This is a genomic window from Bordetella muralis, from assembly GCF_054781015.1.
Genome location: NZ_BAAGVF010000008.1, coordinates 928088 through 946037 on the forward strand (window position 1 = coordinate 928088; position 17950 = coordinate 946037).

Genomic DNA, 17950 nt, shown 5'->3' on the forward strand with positions numbered 1-17950 from the left:
GTACTCCAAGGGGAAAAACCAATATGTTCCATACTGTACTCATTGCTAACCGCGGCGAGATCGCCGTACGGGCCATCCGCACACTGAAGCGTTTGGGCATCAAAAGCGTTGCCGTTTACTCTGACGCGGATCGCAATGCTGCCCATGTCCGCGATGCCGATGTCGCCATCGCACTAGGCGGGGATAAGGCCTCCGATAGTTATCTGCGTATCGACCGTATTCTGGAGGCAGCGCAAACCACCGGTGCACAAGCCATCTTTCCGGGCTATGGGTTCCTTTCCGAGAGCGCAGAGTTCGCTGAGGCGTGCGACACCGCCGGCATCGCATTCATCGGCCCGACGGCAACACAATTGCGCGAGTTCGGATTGAAACACCGCGCGCGCGAACTCGCCGCGGCCGCCCGCGTCCCCATGACACCAGGCACGGGGCTGCTGAGTGATGTCACCGAAGCCTTGGCCAAAGCAGAGGATATCGGTTATCCCGTCATGCTGAAGAGCACCGCCGGCGGTGGCGGCATCGGCCTGTCACGTTGCGCCAACGCCGACGAATTGGCCACCGCCTATAGCGCGGTACAGCATCAGGGGCAGACTTTTTTTCGCGATAGCGGCGCCTTTCTGGAACGCTATGTCGACCAGGCACGCCACATCGAAGTCCAGATCTTCGGGGATGGTCTTGGCAGGGTCGTAGCCCTCGGCGAGCGTGATTGCTCCATCCAACGCCGCAACCAAAAGGTCATCGAAGAAACACCTGCGCCAGGTCTGCCCTCGGCCACGCGAGAGGCCTTGTTGCGTGCAGCCGTCATGCTGGGCGAATCAGTGTCCTATCGTTCCGCCGGTACGGTCGAATTCATTTACGACAGTGCCCGTGATGCGTTCTACTTTCTGGAGGTCAACACTCGCCTGCAGGTCGAACATCCGGTCACCGAGGCCGTCACGGGCCTGGACCTGATCGAATGCATGCTGCGCGTCGCGGCAGGAGATACGTTGGATTGGGTGGCCTTGCAACGCCCGCCCTCAGGCGCCGCGATCGAGGTCCGCCTCTACGCCGAGGATCCCGTTCGTGATTTCCAACCGTCGCCGGGAGTACTGACGCATGTCTCATTTCCGGATGGGGCGCGCGTGGATGGCTGGGTGGAAACGGGTACAGAGGTCGCGTCTTTCTATGATCCCATGCTGGCCAAGCTGATCGTGCATGGCGCCAATCGCATCGAGGCACTCGGAAAACTGCGCGATGCGCTTGCGAATACGCAATTGCATGGCATCGCCACGAACCTGGAGTTTCTGCGTCAAATCGCGGCAGACCCCCGTTTTGAAACGGGTGCGCTCTCCACGCGATTCTTAGATAACTTTGATTTTCAACCCGCCGCCATCGAGATCCTGGAAGCCGGCACCTATACCAGCGTCCAGGACTATCCTGGACGGATGGGTTACTGGAATATAGGTGTACCCCCCTCCGGCCCGATGGACGACTACGCATTCCAGTTGGCCAACCGCATCGTCGGTAACGCTCCCGAGGCGGCGGGCCTGGAATGCACGCTGATCGGCCCCAGTCTGAAATTTCACACCGATGCGGTCATCGCGCTGACCGGCGCAAAGATGGATGCATGGCTGGATGATCAGCCTGCCGCCATGTGGCAACCGCTGCATGTACGCGCGGGCCAGGTCCTCGTCACGGGCCGCGCGCTTTCTGGTTGCCGCAGCTATCTGGCCGTCCGCAATGGTTTGGACGTGCCTTCCTATCTGGGCAGCCGCTCCACCTTTGCGCTAGGCCAGTTTGGCGGTCACGCGGGCCGTTGCCTGCGCGTGGGAGACATGTTGCCCATAGCCCAGCCGGAACTGCCTGCCAGCCTGACGCCAGCGCCCAACGCAACGCCGTCTGCGCTTGATCCGGCGCTGATCCCTGACTATCCCTCGCAATGGCAAATCGGTGTACTGCTCGGACCACATGGCGCCCCGGATTTCTTTACCCCAGAATCCATAACGGAACTCTTTGCCGCCGATTGGGAGGTGCACTACAACTCCAATCGACTCGGCGTACGCCTGCTCGGCCCAAAGCCCGCTTGGACCCGGCAAGACGGGGGCGAAGCCGGCCTGCACCCCTCCAACATTCACGATTGTGAATACGCGATTGGCAGCGTCAACTTCACCGGAGACAGTCCTGTCATTCTGACCCGCGATGGCCCCAGCCTCGGAGGATTCGTGTGTCCTGTCACCATTGCCAAAGCCGAGCTATGGAAGGTCGGTCAAGTCCGCCCGGGTGATCGCATTCGCTTCACCCCATTGACGATCGAGGATGCTCTGGCGTTACAGGCGCAGCAAGAGACTGCGATCGCAACGTTGGCAGCCAGCACACCCGCCGCCCCACTCATTAGCGAGAGCCGTCAATCGGCATCGCCATCGGCAGCGCACCCAATGACGACGGCTTTGACATCCTCGTCATCACCAGATTTGCCAGGCGATTCGTCGCCCATTCTGGTTCGGTTGCCCGCCAACGACTCCCGGCCGCTCATCACTTATCGGCAAGCCGGCGACAGCTATCTGTTGCTGGAATACGGCGACAACATTCTGGATCTGGCGCTGCGCATGCGCGTGCACCTGTTGATGCAGGCTCTCACCGAAACCCCCGTTACAGGGATCCTGGAGTTTTCGCCCGGCGTGCGCTCGCTGCAAATCCGGTACGACAGCCACCTGATCAGCCAACAGGCATTGATCGAGCGGCTGCTGCGGATCGAAGACACGCTGCCCGATGTCTCTACCCTGAAGATCCCGACACGTGTGGTCTATCTGCCGATGGCCTTCGAGGACAGCGCCACCTTGGGCGCCGTGCAGCGCTATCAAGAAACGGTACGCGCCAATGCACCGTGGCTGCCAAACAATGTGGACTTCATTCAACGTATCAACGGGCTGGACTCACGCGAGGACGTACGCCGTATAGTCTTCGACGCCAGCTACCTCATCCTGGGCTTGGGCGATGTCTACTTGGGCGCCCCCTGCGCAGTGCCCATCGATCCGCGGCACCGTCTATTGACTTCGAAATACAACCCGGCCCGCACCTTTACCGCCGAAGGCACCGTAGGCATCGGTGGCGTGTACATGTGCATCTACGGCATGGATTCCCCCGGTGGTTATCAACTCGTCGGTCGCACACTACCTATCTGGAACAAATTCCTGAAAAACCCCGTATTCCAGAATGGTGAGCCGTGGTTGTTGCGATTCTTCGATCAAGTGCGCTTTTATCCGGTTTCCGAGGACGAGCTAACCGTGCTACGCGAGGACTTCCGCGAGGGCCGCGCCACACTGCGCATCGAGGAAGAGGATTTCGATTTCGCCGCACATCAGCGCTTTCTGGCTGAACATGCGGCCGACATCAAGGCCTTTAAAGCGACACAGCAGGCAGCATTTGAATCTGAAGTCGCACTCTGGCAAGCAGAAGAGTCCATCACCGTCGAACACGAGGTCACGGACGACGCCGCTCTGGCGCTGTCTGATACCGAACGCGCCGTCTCGGCCGATCTGTGCGGCAACGTGTGGAAAATCCCCGTCAGTGTGGGTCAATACGTAGAGGCCGGTGACACACTCGTCATCGTCGAGGCCATGAAAATGGAGCTATCGATCAAGGCGGCGTTCAACGGCACGGTCACCGCCATACGTTGCACACAAGGCAAGCCCGTCAATAGCGGCGATATGCTGCTGGTCATTGATACCGAAGCCGTCCCAGCCATCGCGGCAGAAGACGGCAATACCGTCGACGGCGAAATCCAGTATGTGGCCCCCTGATATGCGACTGAGCCTGACCACGCTTTCCCATGCCGCTGCTGGCAACCCTTCCGGCATCACACTCGCCGGGCAAGCCTACGAACTCATCAAGCGCGATATCTTCGAGTTCCGTCTTTTGCCCGGGGATGAATTCACGGAAAGTGATCTGGTTGCACGTCTCGGCGTCAGCCGGACCCCCGTGCGGCAAGCGCTTTATCGGCTCGAACGCGAAGGCTTCGTCCTGCTGCGCCAACGCAGCGGCTGGCGCGTACATCCGTTTGATTTCGAGCGCTTCGAAGCGCTGTACGATGTGCGCATCGTGCTTGAGCAAGCCGCTGTCACGCGTCTGTGCGGTCTGCAGGACATGGGCAGCAACGGCGAACTCTCCGCGCTCAAGCAATTCTGGCTGGTGCCGCCCGATGAGCGCTTGCGTAACGGCAAGCAGGTCGCCGAACGGGACGAAGCCTTTCATTGTTCTTTGGTTGCCGCGGCCGGCAATCCGGAGATGGCCAATATCCACCGCGACGTCACCGAAAAAATCCGCATCATTCGCCAACTGGATTTCACCAAGGACTATCGCGTCGACGCGACTTATCAGGAACACGGCGCCATTCTTCGCGCCATCCTCGCGCGCAGAACCGACGAAGCCATACGCATGCTGAAATCCCATATCGAGATCAGCAAAGCCGAGGTTCGGAAAATCACGCTGCACCGCCTCCAGGCAGCTCGCCAAGCGTTGATTTGAGGTGGCAGGATACCGGTTGCATGGTATCCCTGCGCGGCATGTGTAACCACACACCTCGCCGGTATGGCGCAGCGGCGCAGCATACCCTCCCCATTCAGGTTTGTGGCAAAATTTCCAAGCGCTCCTTTGTCACCTGATCTGCCATGTCTACTTCCCCCGCCGTGTTCCCCTACGACTATGCCCGTGTCGAACAGGCTGTCGCTGCGTATATCCCGCAATGGCGCAACATGGCCTTCGACGCGATCGTGGCGATCGCACGAGGTGGCTTGGCGCCCGCACTCGTGGCCAGCACCGCATTGGATCTGCCCATGTACGCGCTCTCATACGATCGCCGAACGCGCGACGTTTCCTGGTTCACGTCGCAGACTCCACCCGCCGGCGCTCATGTGCTGCTGATCGAAGACATCGCCGGACGTGGCACCACACTGTCGGACAGTATCGATTTTCTGTCGAGCGCCGGATACCAATTGCATGTCTTCACGCTCGCTCACGACGAGCAATCGCGGATACGGCCCGATTTCGGTTTCAAGATCCCCGACGGTTTTCGCGCGTGGTTTCCCTGGGAACGCGAATCCATCACGCCCGCGTATGGCGCCACTGGAAACCTGCCTGATCGGGCCGCCGATGCTTATGCGTCCTGGGCTATCGATCTCGATGGCATCCTGTTGCCAGACGTTCCCGCTCATGTATACGAATCCGATCTCGCAGGCGCACTATCGCAGCGCGACGCACTCGCGCCCAGCGCGATCCTGCCGGGGCGGGATTTACGCCACCTCCCGATCATCACGGGGCGCCCCGAAAAAGACCGCGCACGTACCCAAGGATGGCTGGATCGCCATGGTTTTCATGGCCCGCTCGCCATGCGTGACGAGACCCGATATCGCCCCGAACAGACCGCACAGCACAAGGCCCAGGCGCTCATGGCGGGCTATCACACACACTACATCGAAAGCGAGCTTGCCCAGGCTGTAGAGATCGCGCGCCTCGTTCCCGTAGCGCGCGTATATTGGTGGAACGGCCAGACCGCGCTATCCATTTATGCCAGCCAGGCCGATGAACTGAGCCCGCTCGCGATTGCGCCTGCGGCCGCATGATGGCCAACTGCCGCCGGGGCAAACGATGGTCGCAGCGCGATAGCTGAACGCTTCTGCTATGAACGCCCGGCGCGGGACATGCATTGCTTCCAACGGTCGTAAACACGATTGGCGAACCAGGCGGTGGTCAAGTTTCGAGTGATCTTGGGGCTTTCCAATTTGATGCCGGGCAACACCGCGCGTGGCAACGGTTTCCCAGCATCCCGGTCCGCCAACTCGAATACCCGTTCGTAGAGATCGGTTTCCTCGAACTCGAGGGTGTCTCCCTTTTCGAGTTCAGGGCGAATCCGAGTTTCGTTAATATCCAATTGGCGTCTGATCGCGCGTACCGCGCGCTCGGTTTGACCAGGATCGATCGCGCCGTGTATCAACAGATCGCCATCCAACGCCAGGTCGATACCTGACAAGCGGCCCACCGCTGCCTGAAAAGCCGCGTTTCGACTGGCATACCAGCCCGCATTGAAATCGGCAAAGCGATACAGCACCGAGTCGTAATGCGCGGGATATCCTAACAAATGCGCAATCCCGAAGTACATTCCGCCCCGCCGAGTAAATACCTCGTTTCGAATTGAGTGCTCAACGGTGTAGGGGTAGTCCTGCGCGTGCGTCTGTGCAAATTCGATACTCACCTGCATGGGCCCGCCCGTGTGTACAGGATTCAGGCCGCCAAACAATTGGCGCCCCATCGGAACCATGCCTATGAAATCATCAAAGATTTCGCTCAGTTGTTTTTCAGTGCGTACCGTATCGAGGCGCTGTTTGTACGTTTTTCCTGTTGGGGATTTCAGCCCTAATGCCGCGTTGACCAGAAAATCGGGCAGATGCATGGCTTGGGTGCGGCGCTCGATTTCCCGCTTGGCGATATTAGGCAGGTCTGGCACCGCGGGATCAGCCTGAAATGTCGATTCCTGCGCCGTCACTGCCACAACGGCGCACAGATTCTCCGGGCTCGAATCCAGCCCTTGCGCAGTAAAGGAAACGGCGATATCCCGCGCCCAACCTGCGCGGTCAGATAGTTGAGTCGGCAGCATCCGCAGAAGATCAGCATTTACGTCACTGGTACTGCGCGGAGTGGATTTAAAGCCTTGAGTGGCGCATCCTGCCGCAGAGATCAGCAGGGCGGCTCCAAAAAAAACACGCATCAGGCCACGCCAGCGCCTGGCTTCGAGCACGAACGAAAAACGGTGCATATCAGTAGCAATCCATCCGAAAGGGACTGGGTAGATGTATCCAATCGGAATATTACGCTGACATCGCTCCTATTCAGCAGAACGGCTGGAAATCAGTCCGAGCCCCCCGGCACTGTACTCATCGCCGTTCGATGACATTGCTTTTATTGCATCTCATAATGTGGCGATCGGGGACCATACAGCATGCCACCGGGTTGGCCTGCACTAAGCAGTTGATTGTCTGCCATCCCGGCAACGTCATAGCTGCGATCGGATAGTGTGTTGACGACCTGATCGACGACGGCCTGTACCAACATGCCGATTATTCCGCCACCGCTATTGTTATTGCTGTGCACGAGCGTCCTGGACCCCTGCCACAATTTTGTCCCGCTACGCAAATCAATCAACGTTGCGTCCAATTCGACAGTGGTCGTGCTGGCCAACACCTGGTAGCTGGATCCATATTGCTTGACTGTCATATACAACGCGGCGTCGGCGCCGAATATATCCCTGAGCTTGTCCGCCGGTAACCCGTGTATATCGTCGGCAGTAGCCACGCCATTCTGTCTGAACGTTTCCTCCATCACGGCGACGGGCACCACGTAATAACCAGACTCTGCCAGTGGAAACGTCGCCTGTGCCAACACGGCAGCAGATGCGGCAGGTTCGACTGACATATTCAGCACGGGCAAAACCAGGATCGACGCTGGCTTGCTTTCGCGAAATGCCGCGTAGTCCACATTGCTCTGTGGCGCGGCACAAGCCGAAAGCATCAAAGCCATCCCGCAGGCAAGCCCGCGCAATAGACCTGTCATCATCGTCAGGCTCCTTCTTTTTTGAGGTTTTTCAGTTCTGACGTTCCGCCGTTCGGGTCTGTGTCGTTTGACCCGGACTCATCCGTCTGTGGCACTGCCGAGGCCGGTGACAGGTTCTTCATCAGAAAATCCATAAACGAGGTCGACTCAGGAAACGCAAGTTTTTCTCCTTGGAGCTGTTCCACCGCCTTGCTGTCCTCACCGAGTTTTAGATACAGCAAGCCCAGGTGAGCACGGAAGCCCGGAGGCAACGCCGTATTCGATGAGCGAGCCGTCTCGACGTTCAGCTCCATATCTTGGGCCTGGGCAGCGTAGTCCACGCCGTCATCATTCAGATAGGCGTACACGGCGGGCTGATAGCTTTTCCAGTTGTACATGTGCTTGGGAGCTTGCACACATGCCGCCAACACCCCAGCCGCTACACAGGCAGCCGAGAGGCGAACGCTTATCTGCAATAGACGTACCGATCCCGGGGCGTGACACCAAACCCTGCTCAATTGATTCAGCATGATTGCCTCGACGATCAGTGTTTAGAGGGCTGCCACGCCCCTTGCTCAATGCCGGACACGAGTTTGTTGACGGCCTCTCGTATGGCCAGATCGAGGACTTTTCCGTTGAGGGTGGAGTCGTAGCCGGCGGTGCCGCCAAAGCCGATGATTTCGCGATTCGACAAGCGATACTCGCCTGCGCCGGCGGCGGAATAGACGACCTCCGATGTCGTGACATCCACCACATTGAGATCGACTTTGGCATAGGCCACCTGCTCTTTACCACGCCCGAGGATGCCAAAGAACTGATGATCGCCGATCACCTTCCGGCCAAATGCAGTCACATCGCCAGTGACCACATAACGCGCACCCTTGATACGGTTCGCTTGCTTGTTGAACGCGGCCTCTTGTGTGATTTCGCTGAGATTTTCGCGATCCATCACCTGGAACCGTCCCGTCTGCTGCAAATGACTGATCAAAATCGTCTTGGCCTGACCGCCGAGACGATCCACGCCATCCGAAAACACACCACGCAAATAATCGCTGCGATTATCGAATTTGCCGACCGAGATCGGATTGCGCACGCCCTGATATGGGGTTCCGGCAGAAGTGACCGTTGGGACGACGACAGCTTGTGAACGCTCAGTCGCACAACCGGCGGCCAAGACGGAAGCGAACGCAGCAATGCTGATGAATCTGATCTTACGGAACATTTTTTTCCTTGTGATGCCCGAGCACGCATGCGACCCGATGCATTGCACATTCCGATAGCACACCATCATGCATTGACGCGTATCGCCTCAATGCACGTGTCTATCGAAAATGTGGCCGTTGTGATTAATGTCCGTATAGGTGACGAAGCGCCGACTATAGTTCCACGTCATTCGTTATTGAATTTCGAGCCACGTGTGTGGCCATATATATAGAAGTGGAAACGCTCACCGCGCAGAAGAATCGCGGTTAAAAAAACGCCAAACAATATCGGGTTTCTCTGAATTTACAGAGATAACTTTACGAAGTCCTGAAATCCGAGTTATCGACTCAGGATTGCAATTTAAAGTTGCACTGAGGGCGCATAATGCAAAGATCAGTGTCCTCTACTACCAAACAGAGGAATGGTCATCTGCCATCGCTGATGCTGTCTCAAGCTCGTAGCCGTGTTTTCAAGAATGCATGTTCTCCGCCTGATCGAGACAGCAGATGTAAACCTCGGAGAGTCCCAATGACAGAAGAAATCCGGCCTCGCAGACGTTTCCTGCAGCAGGCTATCGCGCTTGTTCCCGCATCCACCTTGGCCACCACTGTCGCCGTCACGCAAACGGCGCAGGCCAGCGAAGCCGAAAGCGGCTCGGCGAAAAAAGCATACAGCCCTACCTATTTCACTCAAGACGAGTGGGCATTCATCAACGCCGCAGTCGATCACCTGATCCCGGCAGATGATCTCGGTCCCGGCGCTATTGCTGCGGGAGTCCCCGAATTCATCGACCGACAGATGGAAACTCCCTTCGGTCACGGCAAACTCTGGTACATGCAAGGTCCGTTTCATCCCGATGTGGACCCCACTTACGGCTACCAGCTGAATGTGCCGCCGCGCGACATGTACCGCCACGGCATCGCATCCTGTAATGAGTATTGCCAAAAACAATTCGGCAAAGCCTACGCCGGCCTGGACAAGAGCACACAGGAACAAGTCCTCAAGGACCTGGAAACCGGCAAGATCAAGTTTGAAAAAGTCCCGGCCAAGACGTTCTTCAGCTTCTTGTGGGCCAACACCAAAGAAGGCTTTTTCGCCGATCCGCAATATGGCGGCAACAAGGGCATGGTGGGCTGGAAGATGATCGGTTTCCCCGGTGCACGCGGTGAATTCATGGACTGGCCTGCCCAGGGCAATGTGAAGTATCCGTACGGCCCTGTTTCTATCTCTGGCGAAAAGGCTTGAGCACCATGGCATCAATCAAGAAAGAAAAAGTAGACGTGGTGTTGGTCGGTTTCGGCTGGACAGGCGCCATCATGGGCCAAGAGCTCACTAATGACGGTTTGAAAGTGCTGGCGTTGGAACGCGGCCCCATGCAGGACACGCCCAACGACGCAGAGTATCCAAAAGTCCTGGACGAACTGGCGTATTCAGTACGCGGCAAGCTATTCCAGGATCTGTCCAAGGAGACTGTGACGGTCCGCCACAGTCTGGGCGAAACCGCAGTGCCCTATCGTCAACACGGCTCGTTCCTGTTGGGCAATGGCGTGGGCGGCGCAGGTTTCCACTGGAACGGTATGCACTACCGCAACCTGCCGGAAGAGCTCGTTCTGCGCACGCGCACCGAAGAACGCTACGGTAAAGACTTCATCCCGAAAGACATGACGCTGCAAGACCACGGCGTCACGTACGACGACCTGGAGCCACACTACGACTTCTTCGAAAAGGTCTGCGGCACCTCGGGCAAGGCCGGCAACATCAACGGCAAAATTCAGGAGAGCGGCAATCCGCTGGAAGGCCCGCGCACGGATGAATTCCCGCTGCCGCCGCTGCAGCAGACCTACGCGCAATCGCTTTTTGAAAAAGCCGCACGCGACGTCGGTTACCATCCCTTTGCTGCCCCTGCCTCCAACGCGTCCGGTCCCTATACCAACCCGTACGGCGTGCGCCTGGGGCCTTGTAATTTCTGCGGTTTCTGCGAAAACTACGGCTGCTTCATGTACTCGAAGGCATCGCCCCAGACGACGATCCTGCCGGTACTGCTGAAAAAATCCAACTTTGAATTGCGCACGAATGCGTATGTGACCAAGGTCAACGTAGACAAATCCGGCAAGATGGCTACCGGCGTCACCTATGTGGATGCACAAGGCCGCGAAGTCGAACAGCCCGCCGATCTGGTCATTCTGTGCGCGTTCCAGACGCACAACACGCGATTGATGCTGCTATCGGGTATCGGTACCCCTTACGACCCTGCAACGGGCGAAGGCGTCGTAGGCAAGAACCTCGCCTATCAAATGAACGGCGGCGTTCGCATCATCATGCCCAAAGGGAATTACTTCAACCCATTCGAAGGCGCAGGCGCCAGCGCATGGGCCTTTGATGATCTGAATGCCGATCAATTCGATCACGCACCGCTGGGTTTTATCGGCGGCGCGGTTGTCCGCCAAGCCACCACCGGCGGACGCCCCATCAAACAAGCATCGCCCCTGCCGGGCTCGCCCACGTGGGGTTCGGGCTGGAAAGCAGGCATGGCAGATGCCTATCAGCGTTCCTTCAACATCGGCATGTCCGGTTCGGTGATGCCTTACCGCGACGCCTATATGTCGTTGGACCCGACCTACAAAGATTCGCATGGCCTGCCGCTGCTGCGCATGACCTTCGATTGGCACGACAACGAGTACAAGATGCTCGACTATGTCGGCAGCCAGGTCGAAAAGGTCGCCAAGGCCATGAATCCGGAGAAGTACGTGGTCAACGTGCGCAAACCCGGTTCGCACTGGGATACGCGCGTGTATCAAAGTACTCACTTGACCGGTGGCACCATCATGGGCACCAGCCCGCAGGACAGCGTGCTCAACCGCTATCTGCAAAGCTGGGATGTGCCCAACCTGTTCGTCATGGGCGCAAGCACCTTTCCCTACAACATGGGCTACAACCCCACCGGCCTGGTCGGCGCACTGGCCTACTGGTCCCTCAAGGCCATCCGCGAACAGTACATGAAGAACCAGGGCCGCCCCTTGGTGCAGGCATAAGAGGACGGTGAAGATGAACATACTTAAACACACCCTCGCCGCCCTGCTCGCGCTGACAGCCAGTTCTGCATGGGCCGCCGATACAGCGGATCAACAGCTCATCAAGCAAGGTGAATACCTGTCGCGCGCAGGCGACTGTATTGCCTGCCACACGGCACAGGGCGGTAAACCCTTTGCAGGCGGCTTGGGCATCGACTCGCCGTTGGGGATGATCTACTCCACCAACATCACGCCCGACAAGGAAACCGGTATCGGCGAGTACACGCTGGAAGATTTCGACCAGGCAGTGCGCCATGGCGTCGCCAAAGATGGCCACTCACTGTATCCGGCCATGCCTTACACCGCCTACGCAAAAGTCTCGCCTGATGATGTCAAGGCCCTCTACGCCTATTTCATGCATGGCGTAGAGCCCGTCAACCAAGCCAACAAAGACACCGACATCGTCTGGCCGCTGTCCATGCGCTGGCCCCTGGGCATCTGGCGCTGGATGTTCTCGCCGGATGCCGTCGAGGCTGCCGCTGCACCTGCAACGGCTCCTGCCGATGCAGGGCAAGCTGAAGTCCTGCGCGGCAAGTATCTGGTCGAAGGCCTGGGCCACTGCAGCACCTGTCACACGCCGCGTGGCGTAGCGTTGCAGGAAAAAGCGCTCACTGATGCCGACGGAACAGAGTTTCTGTCAGGTGGCGTCGTCGAGGGCTGGCTGGCCAAGAACCTGCGTGGCGACGCCACGGACGGTCTGGGCGGTTGGTCCAAAGAAGACATCGTGGCCTTTCTCAAGGGGGGCATGAACCAGCACTCCGCGACGTTTGGCGGCATGTCGCAAGTCGTAGCCGACAGTACCCAGCATCTAAACGATGCGGATCTGAATGCCATTGCGGCCTACCTGAAGACGCTCTCGCCGGTGAACAAGGATGCGACGCAGCCCTTGGCCTATGACGAAGCGGCCTCAGTGGCGTTCCGTTCAGGCAAAGCCAACAGCGAAGGCGCGCTGGACTTCCTGAACAACTGCGCAGCCTGCCACCGCACGACCGGCAAAGGCTATGAGCAGACCTTCCCGCAATTGGCGTTGAGCTCGACCGTGAATTCGGACGATCCAACCTCCCTGATCCACATCGTGCTCAAAGGTGCGCAATTGCCGGGTACGACAGCTGCGCCAACGCAGTACGGCATGCCGGCCTTTGATTGGCGCTTGACCGACAAAGAAGTGGCATCGGTGCTCACCTTTGTACGTTCCAGCTGGGGCAATAAAGCGCCTGCTGTGACGGCTGATCAAGTGGCCAAGGTGCGTGAGGAAGTGGGTGCAAAGCCGCAGCCAGTTCGTTAACACACGCTGACGCTGCACTAATAAAGCGCGCCGGGTTATCTCGGCACGCTTTTTTTGCGATGACTTACCAGTAGGCAAGACTATCGTTGGAGAATCGTCTGAATCAATTAACGCATCAAGCCTCAATCACTTCCCGCGCACACCGCAACAGCGTCTGCACCCAATGTCCCCGTGGGGATTGATGACGCCATAACAACCCCAGCTCACGCGCGGGCAACGGCGCCCCGTCCTCAGGTACCGATACCGCCGGCACGGCCAATTTGCACAGGTCCGGCCCCTCCAGACCCCGGCCGATATCAGGCACCAAGCCCACCCCCAGTCCGCGTTGCACCAATAGCGCGATGGCCATGATGGAGTTCAGCTCCACCCGCTCATGCGGCTGTATTCGTTGGGCCTGTAAATAGCGATCAGCCAAACTTCCCCCCGCCAATTGCCGGTCGTAACGCACCAACGGCTGGGTACGCAGTAATTCCAACGGATCGCGTTGTGCATCGTGCGCGTGCGCCAACACAACCAACGGTTCTTGACGCAGAGATGCCCAGCACACCGTCTTGGGCAGCTCAAAAGGCAGCTTCAAACACAAGGCCGCGTCGAGCTCGAATTGCGTCAGCGCCCCATACAAGGCAGGCGTAATCGCGCTGCGCAGTGCAATGCGCACACCTGGGTAATGCTTGGCAAAGGACTGCAGGATATCCGGTAAAAAACTATGTAATGCCGTATTGACCGTGCCCAGCCGCAACTCGCCCTCGTCCTCGTCGGTGGCAACCCAATCCCGCAAGGCATCGGCATCCTGCACCAGGATGCGGCCTCGCTCCAGCAGGCGTTGCCCGGCAGCAGTCGGTTGCACGCTGCGGCCTTGCCGCACCAGCAGCGACGCGCCCAGCTCGCGTTCAAGCGTGCGCATCTGTTGTGCAATCGCAGCCGGGCTCACATCCAGCTGACGAGCCGCTTCGGACATGGAGCCCAAGTCGACGACTTTCAGAAAATTATGTAGGTAACGGATATCCATGAGCCTGCATTTTCTTTTAATTGATGAAAGCAATACGTACTGTATTCAGATGGCCCGCAACAGCGACAATACCAGTGAATCCAATTATTCCAATCCAGGAGACACCATGCATTCGCCCATCCTGCGTTCCCCCTCTCGCCGCCGCGCGCTGGCAACGGCGCTGGGGCTGGCGGCCATATCCTTGACGCCCGCCTGGGCCCAGAACACGCCAGTCATGCGCATCATTGTCCCCTTTTCTCCTGGCGGCGGGAACGATGTACTGGCGCGCCAGTTGGCGCATGGCCTGACCGAGACATTCAAACGCGATGTGATCGTCGAAAACAAACCCGGCGCCGGCGGAAACGTGGGTACCGAGCAGGTCGTGCGTGCGTCTGCCCAAAGTAATACCTTTTTGCTCGGCCACACCGGCACGATCTCTATCAACCCGGCGCTGTACAAGAACCTGAAGTTTAATGCGTCGACCGATTTGCAGCCGGTCGCGATGTTTGCCTCCTCGGCGCTGTTGCTGGTGGTACCGGCCAGTTCTCCTATTCATAGCGTCGCGCAATTGGCCGAGGCGCTGTCGAACAAAGACTCCGATATGGATTATGCCTCCAGCGGCAACGGCACAGGGGGCCATCTGACTGGCGAAATGTTCCTGCAGACGCTGGGCGCGCAAGCCGTGCATGTTCCCTACAAAGGCACAGCGCCAGCAGTTGCGGACGTGGCAGCAGGTCTGGTGGACTTCAGCTTCAGCGTCATTCCGGCCGCCATGCCCATGATCAAATCGGGAAAGCTACGCGCCCTGGCCATCACTAGCACCAAACGCATGGCACTGCTGCCCGATGTTCCAACCATGGCTGAATCGGGTGTCCCGGCGCTGAAGGACTTCGACAGCACCCTGACCTACGGGATATTGGCTCCTAAAACCATACCGGCCGAGACGGTACGCCAGCTGGAAGCGGAAATCCTGAAGGTCGCCGCCGAGCCCGGGTTCCAATCCAAACTCGAAGTCGAAGGCGCCGAGCCGCTGCTGGGCAATGCAAAGGAATACAACGCAAGAATCCAGGAAGAAAGCCGCAAATGGGGCAAAGTCGTGACCGCCTCTGGCGCCACCGTATGACCGCGGGTCAGCCTGCCATGATGGCATCCCTGATCGACGAAAGCCTGACCCCGAACGGCGGCGCCGCACTGTTTACTGATACACAATGGTTCGATGCGCTGCTACGTTTTGAATCGGGGCTGGCCAACGCGCAAGCGGCTTGCGGGCTCATTCCCCTCAGCGCGGCAGCGGCCATTTCTCACGCATGCGCCAACGTCGAACTGGAGCGCTCAGCCTTTATCGAGCGCGCGCAGCGGACGGGCGCACTGGGCATAGGATTGGTAGATCCGCTACGGACATTCCTGGCGCAGCATGCAAAGGATGCTTTGCCCTATTTGCATTGGGGCACAACGACTCAGGATGCCGTCGACACGGCACATGCCCTATTGACCAAGATGGCGTTGGCAGCGCTGCTGCAAGAATTGACCGGCTTACATACTGCCTTGTGCACTTTGGCTCGCACGCATGCGCACACGCCGATTCTGGCGCGCAGCCTGCTGCAACCTGCTCAGGTCACCAGCTTCGGATTGAAATGTGCACAATCCGCCGGTGCCATACAGCGCAGCATCAAACAACTACGCGCCCTGTCCGAGCACGCGCTGTGTGTGCAACTAGGTGGAGCTGTCGGCAATCGCGCTACGTTAGGCGAGCAAGGCCAGCGTGTAGAACGTGCGCTTGCCGCCGAACTCGGTTTGACGGCTTGCGGCCATAGTTGGCACACCCAGCGCGATACGTGGATGCGGCTCGCCATGGAAGCGGCTGTCTGCGCAGGCAGCCTGGCAAAGCTCGCGAAAGACTGGTCGTTGATGTCGCAGTTCGAGGTCGGAGAGTTGACCGAAGCGCCTCGCGGCAGAACCTCCAGCGCTATGCCGCATAAACGCAATGCGGTCTATTGCATGCAGGCCGTGGCACAGACACAGCCCGTGCCAGGCCTCGCTGCGAATCTGCTTTCGGCAATGCCGCAGGCTCATGAACGGGCCATGGGAGAATGGCAGGCTGAGCTTTCCACGTGGGCACCGCTATGGCGTCACGTCTATGCCGCTGCGGCCGCATTGCGGCACAGTGCAGAGGGACTGCAAGTCCACACCTCGCGCATGCAGGCGCACATAGACGCACTGTACGAGGTCGTGTTTTCCGAGGGCTGCTCGGATGCACTTGCCGCCATCACTGGAAGCGACGCTGCACAACAAGCCGTTGAGCGTCTGGCGCCGCAGGCGCTCAACGAGCACCTGCCGTTGTCGACGCTGTTGGTAAATTGGGTGCAAAGCCACCACGGCGCCGAGCAGGCACAAGCTGCCGCACAAGCGTTGGCTATGGCGACAGATCCCGCGCGGGCCGTACAGGCTTCGGCTGCGTGTTGCGTGGCACTGTTAACGGATGACTTGGTATATCCAGTGAAGTAACAGCGACACGCGCAAATACCAACCCCGTCAATAACGACGGGCTCAGTCATAAGGGAGACGACCGTTCGTCTCCTTTATTTTTGCCGCTCTTCCAATTCCTCCAACAATGCTGCCGAAGGCACAAAGAACAACCCGCCCGTGACCGCGCGGCTGAAGTCCAGCAGACGGTCGTAATTGCCCGCGGGCCGGCCGACAATCATGTTCTCCAGCATTTGCTCAATAGGGGCTGGCGACTTGGCATACCCAATAAAATAAGTGCCGAACTCGCCTGCGCCAGGCCGCCCGAACGGCATGTTTTCGCGCAGGATTTTGACTTCTTCGCCGTTCTCGGTCAGCGTGGTCAGCGAACTATGAGACGACGAGGGCTTGACCGAGTCGTCCAACTCGATATCCGATAGCTTGGTGCGCCCGATGATGCGTTCCTGAGTCTCCACAGGCAGTGCATTCCAGCCCGCCATGTCATGCAGGTATTTCTGCACGAGGACATAGCTGCCATTGGCAAACTCGGGATCCTCATCGCCGATCAAAGCGAAATCCACGGCGTCCTGCCCTTCCGGATTTTCGGTGCCGTCCACAAAGCCCACCATGCTGCGCATATCGAAATAGCGAAAGCCTTGCACTTCATCCACCACGGTCACCGCAGCGCCTAACTGATTGAGAATCTGCGTCTCCAGTTCGAAGCATAAATCCATCTGCTCGGCACGAATATGAAACAGCAGATCCCCCGGTGTCGCGGGCGCATGGCGATTGTCGGCCTGAAACTCACGAAATGGATGCAGCTGTGCTGGACGCGGATGACCAAACAAGGTGTCCCAGGCATGCGCGCTGAATCCCAGCACACAGGACAGCTTGCCATCTGGGACACGCTTGCCTACGGAACGTACCAACGCGGCGAGATTTCCGCACAAGGCACGAATCTTGTCGGCTTGGCTGTCCTCGCCCAGCGTCGCAACAAGGAAAATCGCACTACGGGTGAGCGGACAGGTAACGGCTTGAGGTTGGGGATTGCTGCTAGTCATGGACTGGAAATTTTCTTAGATAAGTAATAGAGCTGAAAGATCTGAAGCCGAATCAGGCACATGGCAAGGCACAGAAGCGCTACCTGATAGTAGAGATAACGCAGGTGGAGTATAGTCAGATCGAGATAGTAAACACCTGAACAGGTGAGTTCGCTTGACGCCGCGGGATCACGCATGCCATGCTCTTGAAGAGCAGCGTTTCTTCCGTTCGCGAACAAGGAAACTCTGCGACAATCCCGTCTGACCCTATCATTATGAAAATTCTGGGTTTTCAACTCCTGATTGGCGACTACCTGGCACGCAGCGTGCGGGGCCGTCCCTG

The 17950-nt window shown here is 58.4% G+C and carries 13 protein-coding genes and 1 pseudogene; 8 read left to right on the forward strand and 6 right to left on the reverse strand.

Annotated features, from left to right (window positions below):
- Nucleotides 1–23: 23 nt before the first annotated feature.
- From uca to ACYVIT_RS21995, 3 genes are all read left to right on the forward strand, one after another.
- Nucleotides 24–3776 carry an urea carboxylase gene (gene uca, locus ACYVIT_RS21985; protein WP_415804598.1) on the forward strand — a complete coding sequence of 1251 codons (3753 nt, stop codon included), beginning with the start codon at nt 24–26 and terminating at the stop codon, nt 3774–3776.
- Between the two features lies 1 nt (nt 3777).
- The gene (locus ACYVIT_RS21990) at nt 3778–4500 is read left to right on the forward strand and encodes a GntR family transcriptional regulator (RefSeq protein ID WP_415804833.1); all 723 of its coding nucleotides are present in this window, start codon (nt 3778–3780) and stop codon (nt 4498–4500) included.
- A gap of 143 nt (nt 4501–4643) precedes the next feature.
- Nucleotides 4644–5594 carry a phosphoribosyltransferase gene (locus tag ACYVIT_RS21995; protein ID WP_415804599.1) on the forward strand — a complete coding sequence of 317 codons (951 nt, stop codon included), beginning with the start codon at nt 4644–4646 and terminating at the stop codon, nt 5592–5594.
- A gap of 56 nt (nt 5595–5650) precedes the next feature.
- On the opposite strand, the gene ACYVIT_RS22000 is transcribed toward ACYVIT_RS21995, so the two are convergent.
- From ACYVIT_RS22000 to ACYVIT_RS22015, 4 genes are all read right to left on the reverse strand, one after another.
- The gene (locus ACYVIT_RS22000; RefSeq protein WP_415804600.1) at nt 5651–6784 is read right to left on the reverse strand and encodes a DUF1615 domain-containing protein; all 1134 of its coding nucleotides are present in this window, start codon (nt 6782–6784) and stop codon (nt 5651–5653) included.
- A gap of 143 nt (nt 6785–6927) precedes the next feature.
- Entirely contained in the window at nt 6928–7581 is a 654-nt protein-coding gene (locus ACYVIT_RS22005; protein WP_415804601.1) for a DUF799 domain-containing protein, read from the reverse strand.
- Between the two features lie 2 nt (nt 7582–7583).
- Nucleotides 7584–7973 (reverse strand): DUF4810 domain-containing protein, encoded by a 390-nt coding sequence (locus tag ACYVIT_RS22010; RefSeq protein WP_415804602.1) that lies wholly within the window; start codon nt 7971–7973, stop codon nt 7584–7586.
- 128 nt (nt 7974–8101) lie between these two features.
- Nucleotides 8102–8779: a CsgG/HfaB family protein gene (locus ACYVIT_RS22015; protein ID WP_415804603.1), complete on the reverse strand. Its 678-nt coding sequence runs from the start codon at nt 8777–8779 to the stop codon at nt 8102–8104.
- A 509-nt stretch (nt 8780–9288) separates the two neighbouring features.
- On the opposite strand from ACYVIT_RS22015, the gene ACYVIT_RS22020 reads away from it, so the two are divergent.
- Genes ACYVIT_RS22020 through ACYVIT_RS22030 form a run of 3 tightly spaced genes read left to right on the forward strand, consistent with a single transcriptional unit; the run spans nt 9289 to nt 13116 of the window.
- Entirely contained in the window at nt 9289–10005 is a 717-nt protein-coding gene (locus tag ACYVIT_RS22020) for a gluconate 2-dehydrogenase subunit 3 family protein (protein ID WP_415804604.1), read from the forward strand.
- Between the two features lie 5 nt (nt 10006–10010).
- Nucleotides 10011–11792 (forward strand): GMC family oxidoreductase, encoded by a 1782-nt coding sequence (locus ACYVIT_RS22025; RefSeq protein ID WP_415804605.1) that lies wholly within the window; start codon nt 10011–10013, stop codon nt 11790–11792.
- Nucleotides 11793–11805: 13 nt separating this feature from the next.
- On the forward strand, nt 11806–13116 hold the full coding sequence (locus ACYVIT_RS22030; protein WP_415804606.1) for a c-type cytochrome: 1311 nt from the start codon (nt 11806–11808) through the stop codon (nt 13114–13116).
- Nucleotides 13117–13231: 115 nt separating this feature from the next.
- Here the strand turns inward: ACYVIT_RS22030 and ACYVIT_RS22035 are convergent, their stop codons facing one another.
- Nucleotides 13232–14125, reverse strand: a complete 894-nt coding sequence (locus tag ACYVIT_RS22035) for a LysR family transcriptional regulator (protein WP_415804607.1) — start codon at nt 14123–14125, stop codon at nt 13232–13234.
- 106 nt (nt 14126–14231) lie between these two features.
- Here ACYVIT_RS22035 and ACYVIT_RS22040 point away from each other — a divergent pair, with 106 nt between their 5' ends.
- Nucleotides 14232–15227 carry a Bug family tripartite tricarboxylate transporter substrate binding protein gene (locus ACYVIT_RS22040; RefSeq protein WP_415804608.1) on the forward strand — a complete coding sequence of 332 codons (996 nt, stop codon included), beginning with the start codon at nt 14232–14234 and terminating at the stop codon, nt 15225–15227.
- Complete coding sequence (locus ACYVIT_RS22045; RefSeq protein WP_415804609.1) at nt 15224–16609, forward strand: lyase family protein; 1386 nt, start codon at nt 15224–15226, stop codon at nt 16607–16609. Before ACYVIT_RS22040 ends, ACYVIT_RS22045 begins: the two co-directional genes overlap by 4 nt.
- Nucleotides 16610–16692: 83 nt before the next feature.
- On the opposite strand, the pseudogene ACYVIT_RS22050 reads toward ACYVIT_RS22045, so the two are convergent.
- Nucleotides 16693–17628 (reverse strand): annotated as a pseudogene (locus ACYVIT_RS22050) (Dyp-type peroxidase); the annotation flags it as partial.
- Nucleotides 17629–17950 lie beyond the last annotated feature (322 nt).

Excerpts from the sequence above, each read along its gene's own strand:
- uca (WP_415804598.1), top strand. The coding sequence starts at position 24 with ATGTTCCATACTGTACTCATTGCTAACCGCGGCGAGATCGCCGTACGG.
- ACYVIT_RS21990 (WP_415804833.1), top strand. The coding sequence starts at position 3,778 with ATGCGACTGAGCCTGACCACGCTTTCCCATGCCGCTGCTGGCAACCCT.
- ACYVIT_RS21995 (WP_415804599.1), top strand. The coding sequence starts at position 4,644 with ATGTCTACTTCCCCCGCCGTGTTCCCCTACGACTATGCCCGTGTCGAA.
- ACYVIT_RS22000 (WP_415804600.1), bottom strand. The coding sequence starts at position 6,784 with ATGCACCGTTTTTCGTTCGTGCTCGAAGCCAGGCGCTGGCGTGGCCTG.
- ACYVIT_RS22005 (WP_415804601.1), bottom strand. The coding sequence starts at position 7,581 with ATGATGACAGGTCTATTGCGCGGGCTTGCCTGCGGGATGGCTTTGATG.
- ACYVIT_RS22015 (WP_415804603.1), bottom strand. The coding sequence starts at position 8,779 with ATGTTCCGTAAGATCAGATTCATCAGCATTGCTGCGTTCGCTTCCGTC.
- ACYVIT_RS22020 (WP_415804604.1), top strand. The coding sequence starts at position 9,289 with ATGACAGAAGAAATCCGGCCTCGCAGACGTTTCCTGCAGCAGGCTATC.
- ACYVIT_RS22025 (WP_415804605.1), top strand. The coding sequence starts at position 10,011 with ATGGCATCAATCAAGAAAGAAAAAGTAGACGTGGTGTTGGTCGGTTTC.
- ACYVIT_RS22030 (WP_415804606.1), top strand. The coding sequence starts at position 11,806 with ATGAACATACTTAAACACACCCTCGCCGCCCTGCTCGCGCTGACAGCC.
- ACYVIT_RS22035 (WP_415804607.1), bottom strand. The coding sequence starts at position 14,125 with ATGGATATCCGTTACCTACATAATTTTCTGAAAGTCGTCGACTTGGGC.
- ACYVIT_RS22040 (WP_415804608.1), top strand. The coding sequence starts at position 14,232 with ATGCATTCGCCCATCCTGCGTTCCCCCTCTCGCCGCCGCGCGCTGGCA.
- ACYVIT_RS22045 (WP_415804609.1), top strand. The coding sequence starts at position 15,224 with ATGACCGCGGGTCAGCCTGCCATGATGGCATCCCTGATCGACGAAAGC.